Annotated in this window: 15 protein-coding genes and 3 tRNA genes; 14 read left to right on the plus strand and 4 right to left on the minus strand. The window is 37.8% G+C overall.

The window, feature by feature from the left end; genetic code table 11:
• Positions 1-6 precede the first annotated feature (6 nt).
• From HDT10_RS07065 to HDT10_RS07095, 7 genes are all read left to right on the plus strand, one after another.
• Positions 7-630 carry a metal-dependent hydrolase gene (locus tag HDT10_RS07065; RefSeq protein ID WP_290881631.1) on the plus strand — a complete coding sequence of 208 codons (624 nt, stop codon included), beginning with the start codon at positions 7-9 and terminating at the stop codon, positions 628-630.
• A gap of 209 nt (positions 631-839) precedes the next feature.
• Positions 840-1622 carry a phosphatidate cytidylyltransferase gene (locus tag HDT10_RS07070; protein ID WP_290881633.1) on the plus strand — a complete coding sequence of 261 codons (783 nt, stop codon included), beginning with the start codon at positions 840-842 and terminating at the stop codon, positions 1620-1622.
• Complete coding sequence (gene dxr / locus HDT10_RS07075) at positions 1619-2761, plus strand: 1-deoxy-D-xylulose-5-phosphate reductoisomerase (protein ID WP_290881635.1); 1143 nt, start codon at positions 1619-1621, stop codon at positions 2759-2761. The genes HDT10_RS07070 and dxr overlap by 4 nt, the downstream gene beginning before the upstream one ends.
• A 78-nt stretch (positions 2762-2839) precedes the next feature.
• Positions 2840-4255 (plus strand): Do family serine endopeptidase, encoded by a 1416-nt coding sequence (locus tag HDT10_RS07080; RefSeq protein ID WP_290881636.1) that lies wholly within the window; start codon positions 2840-2842, stop codon positions 4253-4255.
• A 228-nt stretch (positions 4256-4483) separates the two neighbouring features.
• Positions 4484-7057: an AAA family ATPase gene (locus HDT10_RS07085; RefSeq protein WP_290881639.1), complete on the plus strand. Its 2574-nt coding sequence runs from the start codon at positions 4484-4486 to the stop codon at positions 7055-7057.
• Between the two features lie 111 nt (positions 7058-7168).
• A tRNA-Pro gene (locus HDT10_RS07090) sits at positions 7169-7246 on the plus strand.
• A 53-nt stretch (positions 7247-7299) separates the two neighbouring features.
• A complete protein-coding gene (locus HDT10_RS07095; RefSeq protein ID WP_290881641.1) occupies positions 7300-7467 on the plus strand; it encodes a hypothetical protein in 168 nt (55 codons plus the stop codon).
• A 219-nt stretch (positions 7468-7686) separates the two neighbouring features.
• Here HDT10_RS07095 and HDT10_RS07100 read toward each other — a convergent pair.
• From HDT10_RS07100 to rpsT, 3 genes are all read right to left on the minus strand, one after another.
• Positions 7687-7777: transfer RNA gene (locus HDT10_RS07100), tRNA-Ser, on the minus strand.
• Between the two features lie 97 nt (positions 7778-7874).
• Entirely contained in the window at positions 7875-8945 is a 1071-nt protein-coding gene (gene prfA / locus HDT10_RS07105) for a peptide chain release factor 1 (RefSeq protein ID WP_290881642.1), read from the minus strand.
• A gap of 74 nt (positions 8946-9019) precedes the next feature.
• The gene (gene rpsT, locus HDT10_RS07110) at positions 9020-9295 is read right to left on the minus strand and encodes a 30S ribosomal protein S20 (protein WP_290881644.1); all 276 of its coding nucleotides are present in this window, start codon (positions 9293-9295) and stop codon (positions 9020-9022) included.
• 81 nt (positions 9296-9376) lie between these two features.
• Here rpsT and glmM point away from each other — a divergent pair, with 81 nt between their 5' ends.
• The 3 genes from glmM (at position 9377) to HDT10_RS07125 (ending at position 11289) form a co-directional block, all read left to right on the plus strand.
• Complete coding sequence (gene glmM / locus HDT10_RS07115; protein WP_290881645.1) at positions 9377-10714, plus strand: phosphoglucosamine mutase; 1338 nt, start codon at positions 9377-9379, stop codon at positions 10712-10714.
• Positions 10708-11187 (plus strand): signal peptidase II, encoded by a 480-nt coding sequence (gene lspA, locus HDT10_RS07120; protein WP_290881648.1) that lies wholly within the window; start codon positions 10708-10710, stop codon positions 11185-11187. The genes glmM and lspA overlap by 7 nt, the downstream gene beginning before the upstream one ends.
• Positions 11188-11213: 26 nt before the next feature.
• Positions 11214-11289: transfer RNA gene (locus HDT10_RS07125), tRNA-Val, on the plus strand.
• A gap of 21 nt (positions 11290-11310) precedes the next feature.
• Here the strand turns inward: HDT10_RS07125 and HDT10_RS07130 are convergent.
• Entirely contained in the window at positions 11311-12453 is a 1143-nt protein-coding gene (locus tag HDT10_RS07130) for a phospholipase A (RefSeq protein WP_290881650.1), read from the minus strand.
• Positions 12454-12629: 176 nt separating this feature from the next.
• Between HDT10_RS07130 and HDT10_RS07135 the strand changes: the two genes are divergently transcribed.
• The 4 genes from HDT10_RS07135 to HDT10_RS07150 are packed head-to-tail and all read left to right on the plus strand — an operon-like array spanning position 12630 to position 16880.
• Entirely contained in the window at positions 12630-13394 is a 765-nt protein-coding gene (locus HDT10_RS07135; RefSeq protein WP_290881653.1) for an ABC transporter permease, read from the plus strand.
• Positions 13391-14047 (plus strand): ABC transporter ATP-binding protein, encoded by a 657-nt coding sequence (locus HDT10_RS07140; protein ID WP_290881654.1) that lies wholly within the window; start codon positions 13391-13393, stop codon positions 14045-14047. The genes HDT10_RS07135 and HDT10_RS07140 overlap by 4 nt, the downstream gene beginning before the upstream one ends.
• 23 nt (positions 14048-14070) lie before the next feature.
• On the plus strand, positions 14071-15177 hold the full coding sequence (locus tag HDT10_RS07145; protein WP_290881740.1) for a capsule biosynthesis protein: 1107 nt from the start codon (positions 14071-14073) through the stop codon (positions 15175-15177).
• Positions 15177-16880 (plus strand): SLBB domain-containing protein, encoded by a 1704-nt coding sequence (locus HDT10_RS07150; protein WP_290881657.1) that lies wholly within the window; start codon positions 15177-15179, stop codon positions 16878-16880. Before HDT10_RS07145 ends, HDT10_RS07150 begins: the two co-directional genes overlap by 1 nt.
• Positions 16881-16890: the final 10 nt, after the last annotated feature.

Here is a 16890-nt window from a genome sequence, read left to right on the forward strand (position 1 = left end):
TTTTGTATGTTAGGTAAAACACATGTTAGTTTCGGACTTGGACTTGGTGCGTGCGGAATCGCAAGCTTCAATGCACTTTCTAGCACACCCTTAAGCGGTGCGGATTTGGGAATCTTTTATGGTGCAGTTATGCTAGGTTCGCTCTTGCCCGATATTGATGAGCCCAACTCTCTACTTGGTAAAAAAACCTTAGGAATTTCTAATTTCATTAAATCCATTTGCGGACATCGCGGCTTTACGCATAGTCTTTGTTTCATTGCCTTACTTGGAATCTTGCTCTTTCTCTTAAGTCTTTTAGACGCAAAAGTTTGGAATGAGATTCCTCTTGTTGCAGATTTTACCAAAGCATTTGGTAGCACAATAGAATCGCAAAGTATAGAAGTTTTTTGTATTGGTTTATTGCTTGGCTGCGTTTTCCACCTCATCGGCGATATGATGACATTAAGTGGCGTGCCACTCCTCCTACCCTTTAATAATCGCAATTATCACATTACCCCAAGCTTTATGCGATTTAAGACAGGCGGAATCCCGGACAAACTCATTACCGCATTGAGTTTAGCGGTGTTTGGATATTTAAACTTAGAACTATTAGGCTTCAGCACGAATCTCAAAGGATATTTTCCTCTGTAAATTACCCTTGCTTTCTTATACTAATTACGCGTGCGATAAGAGAAAAAGAATCCAAAACGTGGCGCATTATAAACCCTATCATCATTCAAAGGCATCATGGCTTGAGATTCCAATGCCTCCTCATTTGACTTTCAAGCACTTTAAAAGTTTTTTGAGCTATAATTCAAGCTTTGAATTAATTTAATTTTAAGAAATTTTCGGGGACTTTTATGCTTAAAAACTCAAAATTTATTGAACCTACACGTCTTTATACGGCATTTTTTATGCTGATTGCTCTTGTTTTGGTGATTGTCTTTCATCACCCTTTCCTTTTGTGGGCGGTACTTGGCATCGCATTTATCATCGGCTTTTACGAAGCTTACAAACTCTACAATCAAGACACTCCTAACACCCTATTTTTCATCTTTGCTTTCTTGGTGTGGTGCAGTGTTTATCTTTTGGAATCTCCTTTGGGTGTTTTTATCGCATTGGTTTTCTTGGGTGCATACCAAAGCTACACCAAAAAGGGCAAAATAGAACAAATGCTTCCTTTCATCTATCCTACGATTCCATTTATCTTTTTATATTTGCTCTATTTAGACGATTCTATCAATGCGCTGATTTGGCTGATTGTCATCGTGGGGCTTACCGATAGTTTTGCGTATTTTGGAGGCAAAATGCTAGGAGGCAAACTCTTTAGCAACCCTGCTTTTTGCCCCACTTCACCCAATAAAACTAAAGAGGGGGTTTTAGTCGGTGTTGGAATCGCAACTCTAGTCGGTTCATTGGTGGGGCTTGGGGTTTGCGGATTTTTCACTTCTTTAATTCTCACATTCTTTACAAGCCTCTCAAGCGTATTTGGTGATTTATACGAAAGCTACCTTAAGCGTCAAGCAGGAGTCAAGGACAGCGGCTCTATCTTGCCCGGACACGGAGGAATCCTTGACCGCTTAGATGGTTATTTTTTCGCCGTCATTATTCTCTATGCTCTCTTGCGGATAATTAAGCAATGATTGTTCTTGGCTCTAGCGGTTCTATCGGCGTTAATACTTTAGAAATCGCCAAACGTTTTAAACTAGAAATTGAAGTGCTAGGCGTAGGAAAAAATATCACTCTTTTAAATACACAGATTTTAGAGCATCGTCCAAAGGCAGTCGTGATTGCCAATGCCCAAGATATTCCCAAAATCACACCAGAGTTTCAAGGAGAAATCTATATCGGCAAGGAGGGAATCCTCAAGGCAATCAAAGATTCTAAATCCACTTTAGTTATCAATGCTCTTACGGGCTTCTTAGGCTTAGAGCCGACACTCTATGCAATTGCTTGTGGCAAAACAATCGCATTAGCAAACAAAGAAAGTCTAGTTGCGGGGGGAAACTTGATTGATATTTCAAAGATTATTCCTATTGATAGTGAGCATTTTAGTCTAAGCTATCTCTTGGGATTCCGCAACTCCTTGCGCCCTTTTAGGAATCTCTACATTACTGCGAGCGGTGGGGCATTTCGTGAGTTGGATTTAGATGCGATTCCATTGCAAAACGCAGCCAATGCACTCAAACACCCCAATTGGCAAATGGGCAAAAAAATCACGATTGATTCTGCGACAATGGTAAATAAACTCTTTGAAATCTTGGAGGCTTATTGGCTTTTTAAAAGCAAAAACATTGACGCACTCATAGAGCGTAACTCTCACATTCACGCTCTTGTAGAATTTTGGGACGGCAGTGTCGTAGCGCATTTTGCCAACGCAAATATGCAATTACCTATTGCCTATGCAATCACTCTTGGGCTTGGATTGCCAGAATCCTTTTTGCGCCAATTTGACGCTCCAAAAGAAACTTTGCCCAATCCCATTATAGAACCTTTAAATTTTCAAGACAGAAATTACACTTTCCAAAATATTTCAACCGCTCGCTATCCACTATGGAGTTTTAAGAATGCGTTATTAGAAAACCCTAAGCTTGGCTTAGTGCTCAATGCCGCCAATGAAATAGCTGTGGAAGCATTTTTGCAAGATTCCATTCCCTTTGGCGCAATCACACAAATCGTGCAAGATTCTATGCAAACTTTTGACAAAATTACTTTTAAGAGCAAAGAAGAAATCATTGCCCTAGACCAAGAAGTGAGACTCTACGCGAAACGCAAACTCTAATTCCTATTTATTTTTTTCTCATTATTTATTGATTTACATTTTTTTGAAATAATATCAACAAAATTTTAAGGAGCAACAATGAAAGCTAAAACTTTATTTTTAAGCGCGTTACTCGCAGGCAATGTTTTCGCCTTTGAAGTCGCGGAATTACCAAATATCAAAGAAAGAGAAACCCCGGATGTTTCACAAACTAGAATCTATTCTTATTATAATGCTATCAAGGAAGCTAAGAACGCGGTAGTGAATATCTCTACACAAAAGAAGATTAAAGCACCCAATCTCCAAGCACACCCCTTATTGAATGACCCATTTTTCAAGCAATTCTTTGGAGACGCCTTTGGTGCGATGATTCCAAAAGACCGCATAGAAAGAAGTCTTGGTAGCGGGGTAATTATTTCTAATGATGGTTATATTGTAACGAATAATCACGTCATTGATGGAGCAGACAAAATCCTAGTTTCCTTGCCTGAAAGCAACAAAGAATTTGAAGCTAAAGTCATCGGCAAAGATTCCAAAAGCGATTTGGCTATTATTAAAATCAATGCCAACAATCTACCCTTTTTGAAATTCTCCTCTAGCAATGACTTGCAAGTCGGCGATGTCGTGTTTGCGATTGGTAATCCTTTTGGCGTAGGTGAAAGTGTTACACAAGGCATTATCTCTGCCCTTGATAAAAGCGGAATCGGAATCAATGATTATGAAAACTTTATCCAAACAGACGCTTCTATCAATCCGGGCAATAGCGGAGGCGCACTTGTAGATAGTCGGGGTGGATTGATTGGAATCAATACGGCGATTCTCTCTCGCACAGGTGGAAATCACGGAATCGGATTTGCGATTCCATCAGAAATGGTTAAACGCATCTCTAAAGCACTGATTGAAGATGGCGTGATTGAACGCGGATATTTGGGTGTTAGTATTCAAGATGTCAGCGGAGATTTGCAAGAAGTATATAAAAACCAAAAAGGTGCGGTAGTCATTGGGATTGAAAAAGATTCTCCTGCGGATAAAAGCGGCTTAAAAGTCTGGGATTTGATTATCAAGGTGAATAATAAAGAAATCAAAGGCGCAGCAGATTTAAAAAATATCATCGGTACTTTTAATCCAAAAGAAAAAGTAACGCTAACGATTCTTAGGGACAAAAAGGAGCAAACTCTTAGTCTATCGCTTGCGAAAACACCCAATGAAGCACAAAAAACAAGCACGAAAGAAAATAGTGGAATTGCAGGGCTTGAAATTAGCGCATTGAGTGCAGACATTAAGTCAAAATATGGAATCCCAAACAATATTCAAGGAGTATTTGTTGCGAATGTCCAAGCCAATAGCAGGGCGGAAGAATTGGGCTTCAATAGTGGAGATATTATTATCCAAATTGAAAGCTTTATGATTAGCGACATTAAGAGTTTCCAAGACGCAATGAATCGCTACAAAGGACAAACTAAACGTATGCTCATTAATCGCAGCGGGAGAATCTTTAGCATCGTAGCAAAATAATAGAATCTCTAGTATGAGATTTTCAATTAACAAATTTTAATCATCTTATCTCCTCCTAACTTTTCACGATACAATTTCTTTCTTTTTGGGATTCCAAGACGGAATCCCTTTAATTCTTAGTAAAATTATTTAGAAAATCTTAGTAATTTATCATTATGAAACTTGACAATATAAGACTAAAGTTATATAATTTTGAGAAATTTAATCCAAACTCACAAGGAGTCTTTTATGAATATTTTAGAAAAATTAACCAATACCCTACAAGAAACTTTAGAGCAAGGGGCTTCTCTGGCTCTACACAATAAAAATCAAGAAATTGAACCTATCCATCTTTTTTGGGCAATGCTCACAAACACAAATTCTTTGCTTAATCAAGCTCTTAATCGTTTAAATTGCGACAAAACTGCGGTTGAACTTGAAGCAAAAAGCCTTGCGGGCAATTTGCCAAAAAGCAGCCAAGTAGCAAAAGAGAGTCTAAAAATCTCACGCAATCTTAGCGATATTCTAAATCTCGCAGATGGCTTAGCAACTAGTAATGGAGATTCTTATATCGCATTAGACACTTTTATTTTGGCTTCTTTGCAAAAGGATTCCATTAAACAGCTCTTTAGCAAATATTTAGATATAAACGAACTCAAAAAAACTTTTGAAACAATGCGTGCGGGGGCTAAAATTGATTCGCAAAGCGGAGACGAAAACTTAGAGAGCTTAGAAAAATTTGGTATTGATTTGACCAAAAAAGCCTTAGAGGGCAAGCTAGACCCTGTGATTGGCAGAGATGAGGAAATTACACATATGATGCAAATCCTCATTCGCAAAACCAAAAACAATCCGATTCTACTAGGAGAGCCGGGCGTGGGTAAAACAGCAGTAGTAGAGGGACTTGCACAAAGAATCGTCAAAAAAGAAGTGCCGACTTCCTTGCAAAACAAACGCGTCATTGCTTTAGATATGAGTGCTTTAATTGCAGGTGCAAAATATCGCGGGGAGTTTGAGGATAGGCTGAAAAAAGTCATAGATGAAGTCAAAAAAAGTGGTAATGTGATTCTATTCATTGATGAAATCCATACGATTGTAGGAGCGGGCGCAAGTGAGGGCAGTATGGACGCGGCTAATATCCTGAAACCCGCACTTGCAAGAGGAGAATTACACACAATTGGCGCAACCACTCTTAAGGAATATCGTAAATACTTTGAAAAAGACGCTGCCTTACAACGTAGATTCCAACCCGTAACCCTCAATGAACCCAATGTCAATGAGGCTTTACAGATCTTACGCGGAATCAAAGAACGATTGGAGGCACACCATAATGTTACAATCACTGATGGCGCGCTTGTCGCAGCTGCAAAACTCTCAAACCGCTACATTACGGATAGATTCTTACCCGATAAGGCGATTGACTTGATTGATGAAGCAGCCGCAGAACTCAAAATGCAAATTGAATCTGAACCAAGTGAGCTAGCAAAAGTCAAACGCGAAATAGAATCACTGCAAGTGGAAAAAGAAGCTCTTTTAATGGAAAAAAGCGACAAAAATAATATGCGTATTGAAGAAATCAAAAAAGAAATTGAGAACAAAAATGAAAAGAAAAAGGGCTTAGAAGCGCAATTTGAAAGTGAAAAACAAGTCTTTAATGATATTGCAAACATTAAAATCAAAATTGATTCTCTAAGGACAGAAAGCTCCCTTGCCAAACGCAATAGCGATTTTAACAAAGCCGCTGAAATTGACTATGGAAAGATTCCAGAATTAGAAAAAGAATTAGAATCGCAAAACGAAAAATGGAGAAAAATGCAAGAGGCAGGCACTCTGCTCAAAAACGCCGTTCTGCCAGAATCTATTGCCGCAGTGATTAGCCGATGGACACAGATTCCAATCAAAAAAATGCTTCAAGATGAAAAAGACAAGATTCTAGGCATTGAAGAGGAATTAAAAAAAGATGTCATAGGGCAGGATAAGGCACTGCACGCGATTGCAAGGGCAATCAAACGCAATAAGGCGGGCTTGAGTGAGTTTAATCGCCCGATTGGAAGCTTTTTGTTTCTAGGACCCACAGGAGTGGGCAAGACAGAATCCGCTAAGACACTCGCAAGATTCTTGTTTGATAGCGAAAAGAATCTCATACGCATTGATATGAGCGAGTATATGGAAAAACACGCAGCAAGTCGCCTTGTGGGCGCACCTCCGGGATATGTAGGCTATGAAGAGGGAGGACAACTCACGGAGGCAGTGCGCCGCAAACCTTATAGTGTCGTGCTCTTTGATGAAATAGAAAAGGCTCACCCCGATGTTTTTAATATGCTTTTGCAAGTCCTTGATGACGGACGCTTGACCGATAACAAAGGAGTTACGATTGATTTTAGAAATACGATTATTATTTTAACAAGTAATATCGCAAGCAGCGCAATTATGGAGTTAAAAGAGGAAGAGAGCCGCGAAAACGCAGTTAAGGACGCGTTAAAAAACTATTTCAAACCAGAATTTTTAAATCGCTTAGACGATATTGTCATCTTTAATCCGCTTGGATTAGAGCAAATCACACATATTGTGGATATTTTGTTTAAGGCGATAGAGAGAAAAGTGCAGGAGCGAGAGATTCGCATTACACTTGAGCCAAGCGCAAAAGAATTGATTGCCAAGATAGGCTTTGACCCAACTTATGGAGCAAGACCTCTTAAACGCGCACTTTATGAGGAAATAGAAGACCGCTTGGCAGATTTGATTTTGGAGGGTAAAATCAAAGAGGGAAATCAAGTGATTTTTTATGCACAAAATGATTCTATCCAAACACGCATAGAATAATTAATGATTCCACTCCACTGATTTTAAAAATTGGGGTGGAATCTTGGTTATTTTCATTTTATTTTTAATATTTTTTAGCTACCATAGTAACTTGATTTATCTTTCTTAAGTCGGAGTATAGCGCAGCCTGGCTAGCGCACACCCTTGGGGTGGGTGAGGTCGTGGGTTCAAATCCCGCTACTCCGACCATTCTTATATTTATTTTTCATTCTCTTTTATCTTATCCAAATTCTTGCATTCCTATGAGATTCTACAATTGTGCACAAAAAATCCGTATCCTAGCGTCTTTCTATCCCTCTATCATTGCGAGATTCTATGCAATAGAATCGCAACAATCTATAATCTTGCAGGTTTTTAATTTCACAACTTCAGTCGTTGCGAGAATGCGTGGCATTCGTGGCAATCCATAATTCTGCTGGATATTCTGCTGTCATTGCTAAGCCTTTATAAAAGGCTGTGGCAATCTATAATTACACCTTAAGATTCCATCCAAATTACGCAAAATTACAAATTACTTCATTCTTATGAGAGCACAGGTGCAATAAAATGAACAAATGCGAGACTCTTTGCAATAATAATGTAACTGCCGATATATTTAAAGTGATTGGAAATGTAAAAGTTGATTTAAGTGGCGGACAGAGAGAGATTCGAACTCTCGGTAATCTTGCGACTACGCATCCTTAGCAGGGATGTGGTTTCAGCCAACTCACCCATCTGTCCTTAGTTAAAAAGAGGTATAATTATATCTTTTTTAAGTAAAACAAAACTTAAATTAAGCTTTCTGTTGCACCTAGATTCGGCGTTACCTCAACTTAACTTAGGCAATTCCGCTATTTTGCAAAGCCTCCGCTTGAAAATACGCCACAATCGGGTCAATCACCATATCCAAATTACCGCTTAGCATAATCTCTTCTAAGCTATACAATGTCAAACCTACACGATGGTCTGTCAAACGATTCTGTGGATAATTGTAAGTCCTGATACGCTCACTTCTATCGCCACTCCCTACTTGAGATTTTCTCTCTTGGGCATTTTGTTCCATTTGTGCTTCTAATTCTGCTTCATAGATTCTAGCTTTTAAAATCTTTAATGCCTTGTCTTTGTTTTTGTGTTGAGATTTCTCATCTTGCATAGATACGCTAATGCCTGTGGGAAGATGTGTAATCCTCACTGCAGAATCCGTAGTATTGACACATTGTCCTCCGTGCCCACCAGCACGAAAGACTTCAATCTTTAAATCATTGGGATTAATCGTAACTTCTACATCATCAACTTCGGGCATAATTGCGACCGTTATGGCGGAAGTATGAATGCGTCCTTGCGATTCCGTCTCTGGCACGCGTTGCACACGGTGTGTGCCCCCCTCATATTTGAGTCTAGAATATGCCCCTTTGCCTTTAATGAGCGCAATCACTTCCTTATATCCGCCGACATTGTTTTCACTAGAGCTAATGATTTCTACTTTCCACGATTTTAACTCCGCATAACGCACATAGGTGCGAAACAAATCGCCTACAAAAATTCCCGCCTCATCTCCTCCTGTTCCCGCACGCAATTCCAAATAAATATTCTTATCATCATTGGGGTCTTTGGGAAGTAAGAGAATCTTAATCTCTGATTCTAAAATTTCATTGCGCAATTCCGCTTCTTTGATTTCTTCTTTTGCTAATTCCCCTAAATCCTTATCGTCCAACAAAGATTTATTGTCCTCAATAGTCTGGAGATTCTTTAGATATTCGCGTGATTTTTGCACGAGTTCTTCTAAATCACTTTGTTCTTTGCTAAGTTCTGTAATGCGTTTAATATCTTTTAGAATCTCTGGTTGGACAAGCAATTTGCTAATTTCATCATAATGATTAATAAAAGGCTGGAGTTTAGAAGCTAACATTTAAGAAACTTGAAACTAGAATAAAAATCAACTGACTTCTAAAGTAGGCTTTAGCAAGAATCGCAAACGCAAATTTAAGCGTTTGCTAAAACAAGTTTTTTGACTGAAGCATTCAGGCGACTAACTTTTCTCGCTGCGGTATTTTTTGTCAAAATTCCTTTACTGACATAGCTATGGAAATTTTGATTAATTTGCTTAAAGATTTCTTGAGCTTTGCTAATATCTTTTGCCGCAACTGCTTCACTTAGGGCTCTCGTCATATTTTTGATTCTTGTTTTATAATAACGATTGCGTTCTGTGCGCACTTTTGTCTGACGAATACGTTTTTGTGCAGATTTGTGATTTGCCATAGTAAGTGTTAATCCTTTTATAAAATTTTTAAGCTATAATTTTATCTAATTTTTTATTAAAAGCAAATAAAAGGTATTTTGATGAAACTTTTTGGGACTGATGGCGTAAGAGGCGAGGCTGGAGTGAAACTTGACGCATTTTGCGCATTAAAGCTTGGAATCGCGGCGGGAATTTATTACCGCGAACATTCTAAAACAAATAGAATCTTAGTAGGCAAAGATACGAGGCGCAGTGGATATATGCTTGAAAATGCTCTTGTAAGTGGGCTTACAGCTGTTGGGTATGAGGTGATACAAATCGGTCCAATGCCAACCCCTGCGATTGCTTACCTCACAGAAGATATGCGCTGCGATGGCGGAATTATGGTTAGTGCAAGCCATAACCCTTTTATGGATAATGGCATTAAATTTTTTGGACGCAGTGGATACAAACTTGACGAAAAAGACGAAGAAAGAATTGAAGCCATTTACAACGATTCACACCAACTTGAAAATGCACAAAAACGTGGAAAAGAAGTCGGCTCTAGCAAGCGAATTGACGATGTCGTGGGACGCTATATTGTGCATATTAAAAATTCCTTTCCCAAAGACTTATCTTTACACGGAATCCGCGTTGTGTTAGATTGTGCCAATGGCGCAGCCTACAAAGTCGCACCAACGATTTTTAGCGAGCTTGGCGCAGAAGTCTTTGTCATTAATGATGAGCCCAATGGTTTCAATATCAATGAAAATTGTGGTGCGACACAACCTCTTATGCTCCAAGAAGAAGTGCGCAAAGTGCGTGCAGATATTGGGTTTGCCCTAGATGGGGATGCCGATAGGCTTGTCGTAGTAGATGAGAAGGGGGAGGTTGTGCATGGCGACAAACTCATCGGGACTTTGGCACTTGCCGCCAAAGAAAACAAAACACTCAAAAACAACACTGCTGTCGCAACAATTATGAGTAATTATGCCTTAGAAGAGTTCTTAAAGGAGCATAAAATCGGGCTAATACGTTCTAATGTGGGAGATAAATATGTCCTAGAATCTATGCTCGCACAAGATTTAAACTTCGGCGGAGAGCAAAGCGGACACATTATCTTTAGCGATTTCGCAAAAACAGGCGATGGCTTAGTCAGTGCCTTGCAAACAATTGCTTACATTTTAAAATCCAAAAAACCTGCGTCTAAAGCCCTAGATTGCTTCAAACTCTATCCACAAATTCTAAAAAACTTAAATGTAGATTCTAAGCCTGCATTAGAATCCTTAGAGGATTATAATACTTTACTAAAAACCATAGAATCCTACAATATTAGACATTTAATCCGATATAGTGGCACAGAAAACAAACTACGGATTCTACTAGAGGGTAAAGAGATTAAAAAATTAGAAAAAATGATGCAAGAGTGCGAAGCATATTTCAAGGGTAAAATTTGTTAGCTAATCGCAAAGAATGGCTTAATTTCGCACTAGCAATGCTTGCTATCTTTGCATTAGACCAAGCTATCAAATGGAGCTTTATTTTGCAAGGCTATCAAGCGGGTGATACAATTTACTACACCGATTTTATTTCGCTTCTTTTAGTCTATAACAAAGGTGTGGCATTTTCTATGTTTGCATTCTTGGGAGATTGGCTGAAATTCTTGCAAATTCTACTTTTAGGGGGAATCTTGGTTTATTTATGGAAACATCAAGAACTTATCCAATCCCATTCTCTCGCACTTGGAATCATCTTTGGAGCAGGATTCTCTAATGTTCTAGACCGCTTCATTCATAGTGGGGTGGTAGATTATATTTTTTGGCATTATAAATTTGAGTTTGCCATTTTTAATTTCGCAGATGTAATGATTGATTTAGGGATTCTTTTGATTCTTTATCAAACTTTTTTAAGAAAAGATAAAAGTGTGTCGTGATAGAATCGCATTTCTATTCAATATTTGGTCGCGTAGCTCAGTTGGTAGAGCACTACCTTGACATGGTAGTGGTCGCTGGTTCAAGTCCAGTCGTGGCCACCATTAAAATTACTCCAAATCCTCTTAACGATTAAACAAAATCCCAATGCCAAAACGATTAATAGAATTGTTATAATCCCGCAGACTCTCCCCGTATCCATTAAAAAATTGCAAATATAGATAGAGATTCTTATAAATCGGATAGGAATAATCTAACAAAATCGCACCTTTATTTTCTTGTCGCAAATTATTGCGCAAAGTTGCGCTAAAGAGATGTTTATCCCATAAATATGCAAAGGATAATTCACCATATCCTAGATATTTCGTGATGTCTGGATTATCATCTTTTTCTGCATTTTCTGGGATTCTATACCAAGTCTTTAAAGCCATAATAAAATTTTCATAACTATAAATTCCTTCGGCAAAAAGTCTATCCCAACTGCGTGAGTTCGCCAAATCCCCTCCGTTACTCTGATGTAAATAGCCAAAATTGATATGGTCAAAAAACCATTGGTTATCTTTTGGAAAATAACTCAAATACAGGCTCGGCTCATAATTGCTTTCACGAAAAGGTCGCGAATCATAATTATCATAAAGCTGCCAAAAACTCTGCTGCGTATAAGCAAAATACAAATCCAAATCCCGCATAAACAAATCTTCTAATAACATTTTTTTGATGCTGATTTGAAATTTTGTCTCCACTTGTTTGCGTTGATTTGGTTCTTTAGCACTGCTCACATTCGCAGGAATAATATAATTAAACTTATAAGGTTCAAAGCCCAATAATTCCCCCATAAATTTATTGCGTTCAAATCGCCCTTCATAGAGTGTTTTTTTATCAGAAAAAATCGTTTGTGTATCCTTTAAATCCATATCGGAATCTTGACTTAGAGATTCTCGCTTTAAAGAAGAGATAAGCTGACTTTGGTAGATTTCATCTGATGAGTTCGCTTGCACATCAGCGGATTCTTCCTCTTGTGGCATTATGAAAGTAACATAAATTTTTTTATCTTTTGGAATCTTTAATGTCAGCTGATTCGTTTCTATTGGATTAACTTCTATTACTTCTAGTGTCTGCATCTTTTCGTCTAAAATCAGCACCTTAAGATTTTCACCCCCTTTAAACTCCAAAGAATCTAATGGATTGTTTTTAGAGTTATTTCCCCATAGATTAGACATTAATACGAGCATAAAAATAGTGATTTGCAGAATCTTATTTACAACCATACCGCACCAAAAATTGAAAAATTTATGTTATTTGATAATTTGTAACCACTTATAACAAATTTTATTTTTTTTGTCAATTTATGCTTAATTCAAGCAAACTTCTTTTACAATTAGCACTATATTTACTTAAGTATTTTGGCGATTTTATTTTTAAAGAAAAAGGATTCGTTTAGAGAATGACACACGTTGTAGAAGCATTATTTTTGCGGGAATTAAAAACACGTTTTGGCAAAAATAAACGATTGGGATATTTTTGGGTCATTGGAGAGCCGATGACACATATCATCTTTTTTCTTATTATTTTTGTAATGATTCGTGCAAGATCTATCCCACAAGTTCCCGTAGAAATGTTTTTGATTACAGGCTTTGTGCCATTCTTTATGTTTAGAAATATTGTTACACAAATTATGGCTGGAGTGCAAGCCAATCGTGCCTTAATTGCTTACAAACCTGTCAAGCCTATCCACATTTTTATTGCGCGCGCACTGCTTGAAATCTGCATTTATTTTACAATTTTCATTCTTTTTATCATTGGGTTTGGCTGGATTTTGGATTTACCAATTCTACCAATAAACTTTTTAGAAGTTTTCATTGCGTTTCTTGGTTTAGCTTCTTTAGGGTTTGCATTAGGTGTCTGCCTAGCTTTTTTAGATACAGAAGTAGAATACGCAAAAATCTTTATTAATTATGGAATCAATATTTTATACTTTGGCTCTGCGGTTTTATACCCGCTTTGGATTCTGCCTAACCGCATTGTAGAGATTCTAATCTACAATCCTGTTTTACAATTTTTGGAAATGTTAAGGAGTAATTATTTTTCTGGTTATCCTTTAACGCAAGGGATTGGCTTTCTCTACCCTTTTGCTTTTACAATTATTCTGCTCTTTATTGGACTTTGGTATTATTATTTTCGTTATAAATATTTAGGACAAATCAAATGATAAAACTTGACCATATCACCAAGTCTTATCCGCTCAACAAAGGCAGACATTATGTATTTAAAGATTTTACCTTTGAATTTCCTGATGATTGCAGCGTTGGGCTTATGGGGCGCAATGGAGCGGGTAAATCTACCCTAATGCGAATCTTGGGTGGAATGGATATGCCCGATAAAGGCAAAGTCATCACGGATAAAAAAATCTCATTCCCTATCGGGCTTGGCTCTTTCTTTCAAGGGACACTTAGTGCGAAAGATAATATCAAATTTCTTGCACGCGTTTATGGTTATAAAGGAGATGCTTTAAAGGAGAAAATTGCTTTTGTGGAGGAATTTGCTGAAATTGGTAAATTTTTTGATGAACCAAGCGGTATTTTGTCATCAGGAATGCGCTCACGCGTCTTATTTGGAATGAGTATGGCGTTTGACTTTGATTATTATTTGATTGATGAGGCAGGAGCAGTAGGAGATCCTGCTTTCAAAAAGAAAAGTGAAAAATTATATCAAGAAAAGCTAAGCACTTCCAAAGTAATTTTAGTCTCTCATAGTGTTTCAGAAATCAAAAAATGGTGTCATAAAATCATTCATCTTCAAGACGGCATGGTAAAAGTTTATGATGATGTTGATGAAGGCATCAAGGCATATCAAGGGAAATAAATATGGCTTCCTTAAAATCTCTTATGCGACGACCTAGCTTACAGAAAGCTTCTCCATTCTTTAAAAGCTTCAAAGTTGTTTATTTGCTGATGCTTTTTGTAATTTGCTATTACTTAGTGATTGCAGTAGATCGCTATGTCAGCTCTATTACTTTAAGTGTCCGCTCTATCAACAATGATATTACACCTATCAGCGGATTAGCCTCCTTGGTGGGAGTAAATTCCGGAGCGAGGGAAGATGTGCTGTTTTTAAAACAATACATCCACTCACTTGATATGCTCAATATCCTTGATAAAGAAATCCAACTTAGAACACTTTATGAATCCCAAAAAAAAGACCCATTTTTTATATTGCCTAGCAACGCAAGTCAGGAGGATTTCTTAAGATTTTATCAAAATAGAGTGAAAATCACGCTTGATGATGCTTCAGGTTTATTACAAGTTGATGTGGAGGGATTCTCTCCACAAGATGCACAGACGATTGCGCAAGCCATCTTAAAGGAATCGGAACGTTTTGTTAATGAGATTTCGCATAGTGCGGCGAGAGAACAAATGATATTTGCCGAACAAGAACTTCTCAAAGCAAAAACGCGTTTGCAAACTGCCAAGAATGAACTTTTAGCTTTCCAAAATCGTTATGGCGTTTTTGACCCACTAAAACAAGCCGAAGCTAAAGCCAACCTAACCACAGGAATTGAAAGCAAAATTGCCGAAAAAGAAACACAATTAACAACTATGCGAACCTATCTTAACGAAAATGCACCACAAATTGTGATGTTAAAATCCGAAGTCAATGCCTTAAAACAACAATTAGCCAAAGAAACTTCCAAAATCGTTGCCTCTAGCAACTCCAAACAACTCAATGATTTGGCAGCAAAATTTCAAGATTTGACGATTGAGGCGCAATTCGCTCAAGATACATATACTGTGGCACTCACTTCTATTGAAACAACAAGAATAGAATCTAGTCGCAAAATCAAACAACTCGTGGTGATTCAAAATGCAAATGAACCACAATCACCAGAGTATCCCAAAAAACTATATAATATTATTACTATTTTTGTGATTCTGTCTATGGTTTATGGTATCATCAAACTCATCGTAATGATTATAGAGGAGCATAAATACTAATGAAAAAATCTATTCGAACACTATTCATTTGTCTTTTTTTCACATATTTTGCAGAGGCGGTTGATGTTTCATCTATTTCAACCAATATCCAAATACCAGATCAAACACAAGAAACTTCGCAAGAAGCAAACACGAATCAGATGATGCAAACTCAAACCCAGCAAGCCGATATGACTACAAATACGCAGAATCCTACGTTGCCTCAACTCCCTTTAGTTTTTGGTGCGCATTTGTTTAATGGCAACTTCACGCAAGCCTCTCAATCACTCTATAATCCAGACTATAAAATTGCAGTGGGTGATAAAATCAATTTCAGAATGTGGGGAGCAGTAGAATTTCAACAAGAGCTTATGGTAGATTCACAAGGCAATGTATTTGTACCAAGTGTGGGCGCAGTCAATCTATTGGGCGTCAAAAATGGGGATTTAGTCAAGGTTTTAAAATCAAGTGTTGCTAAAATTTACAAACAAAATGTTTTTGTCTATGCAGATATGAATGTCTATCAAAATGTTTCAGTTTTTGTTACCGGAAATGTCAATCGCCCCGGACTCTATCAGGGGTTAAGCTCGGATTCTGTTGTGCAATACTTGGATAAAGCCGGTGGCATTAACTTAGAATACGGAAGTTTTAGAGATATTGAAATCTTGCGTAACAATAAAATCGTATTAAATGTTGATTTATACGACTTTCTCCTTAATGGCAAAATGCAATTATTCCCCTTTCGAACAGGTGATGTTATTTTGGTCAAAAATGTTGAAAGCTATGCCTTTGCAGAGGGTGATGTGCAAAAACCCTTTAGATTTGAGCTCAAAGATAGCATTAAAACACTGCAAGATTTAGCAATGACAGCAGGAGCAAAACCAATTGTAACCAATGCAGTTGTGCGTTCTTATTTGCCCAACCATACGATAGATATAGCCTCTTATAGCAAAAAGGACTTCCAATCTGTGCTCTTAAGAGTGGGTGATGAAGTGGAATTTCGTCCAGATTATAATGCAGACAATATTCATATTACCATAGAGGGAGAACATAGTGGTTTGCACTCTATGGTTGTCAAAAAGGGAACGAGTTTGGCTGAAGTCGTCTTAAAACTTAAACCCAACGCTCAATCCAATATAGACGCAATCCAACTCTACCGCATAAGTGTCGCACAAGCACAAAAGAAACTCATAGAAGCACAACTCAAAGAACTTGAAACGCTTGCCCTCACTTCTTCTTCAGTTACCGCTCAAGAAGCAAATATGCGTGCAAGCCACTCTAAAATGGTGTTAGAATTTATTGAACGCGCGAAAAATGTCCAACCAAAAGGTCAGGTTGTCTTGGAAAACAAACAAGCCTTTACAAGAACGATTCTTGAAGAGGGTGATATTATCAATATACCTGCGCAAACAAATCTTGTATTGGTGCAAGGGGAAGTAGCAGTGCCCGGAGCTTTCACCTATGAGCCAAAGAAAAGCTTGCAAGACTACATTAAGTTAGCGGGAGATTTCACGGAGCGCGCAAACAAAAAGAGGATTCTAGTCATACGTGCTAATGGCAAAGCCGAACGTTATAGTAGATATTCTGGTGCGACAATGCAGCCGGGAGATTCTGTGCTTGTATTACCAGAGATAGAAACAGGACGTGGATTGCAAGTTACAAGTATCTTGACACAAATCTTGTATCAAGTTGCCATTGCTACGAAAGTCATCTTAGACCTTTAAAAAACGCAAA

This window comes from Helicobacter sp. (assembly GCF_014799995.1).
Taxonomy (GTDB): Bacteria; Campylobacterota; Campylobacteria; order Campylobacterales; family Helicobacteraceae; genus Helicobacter_D.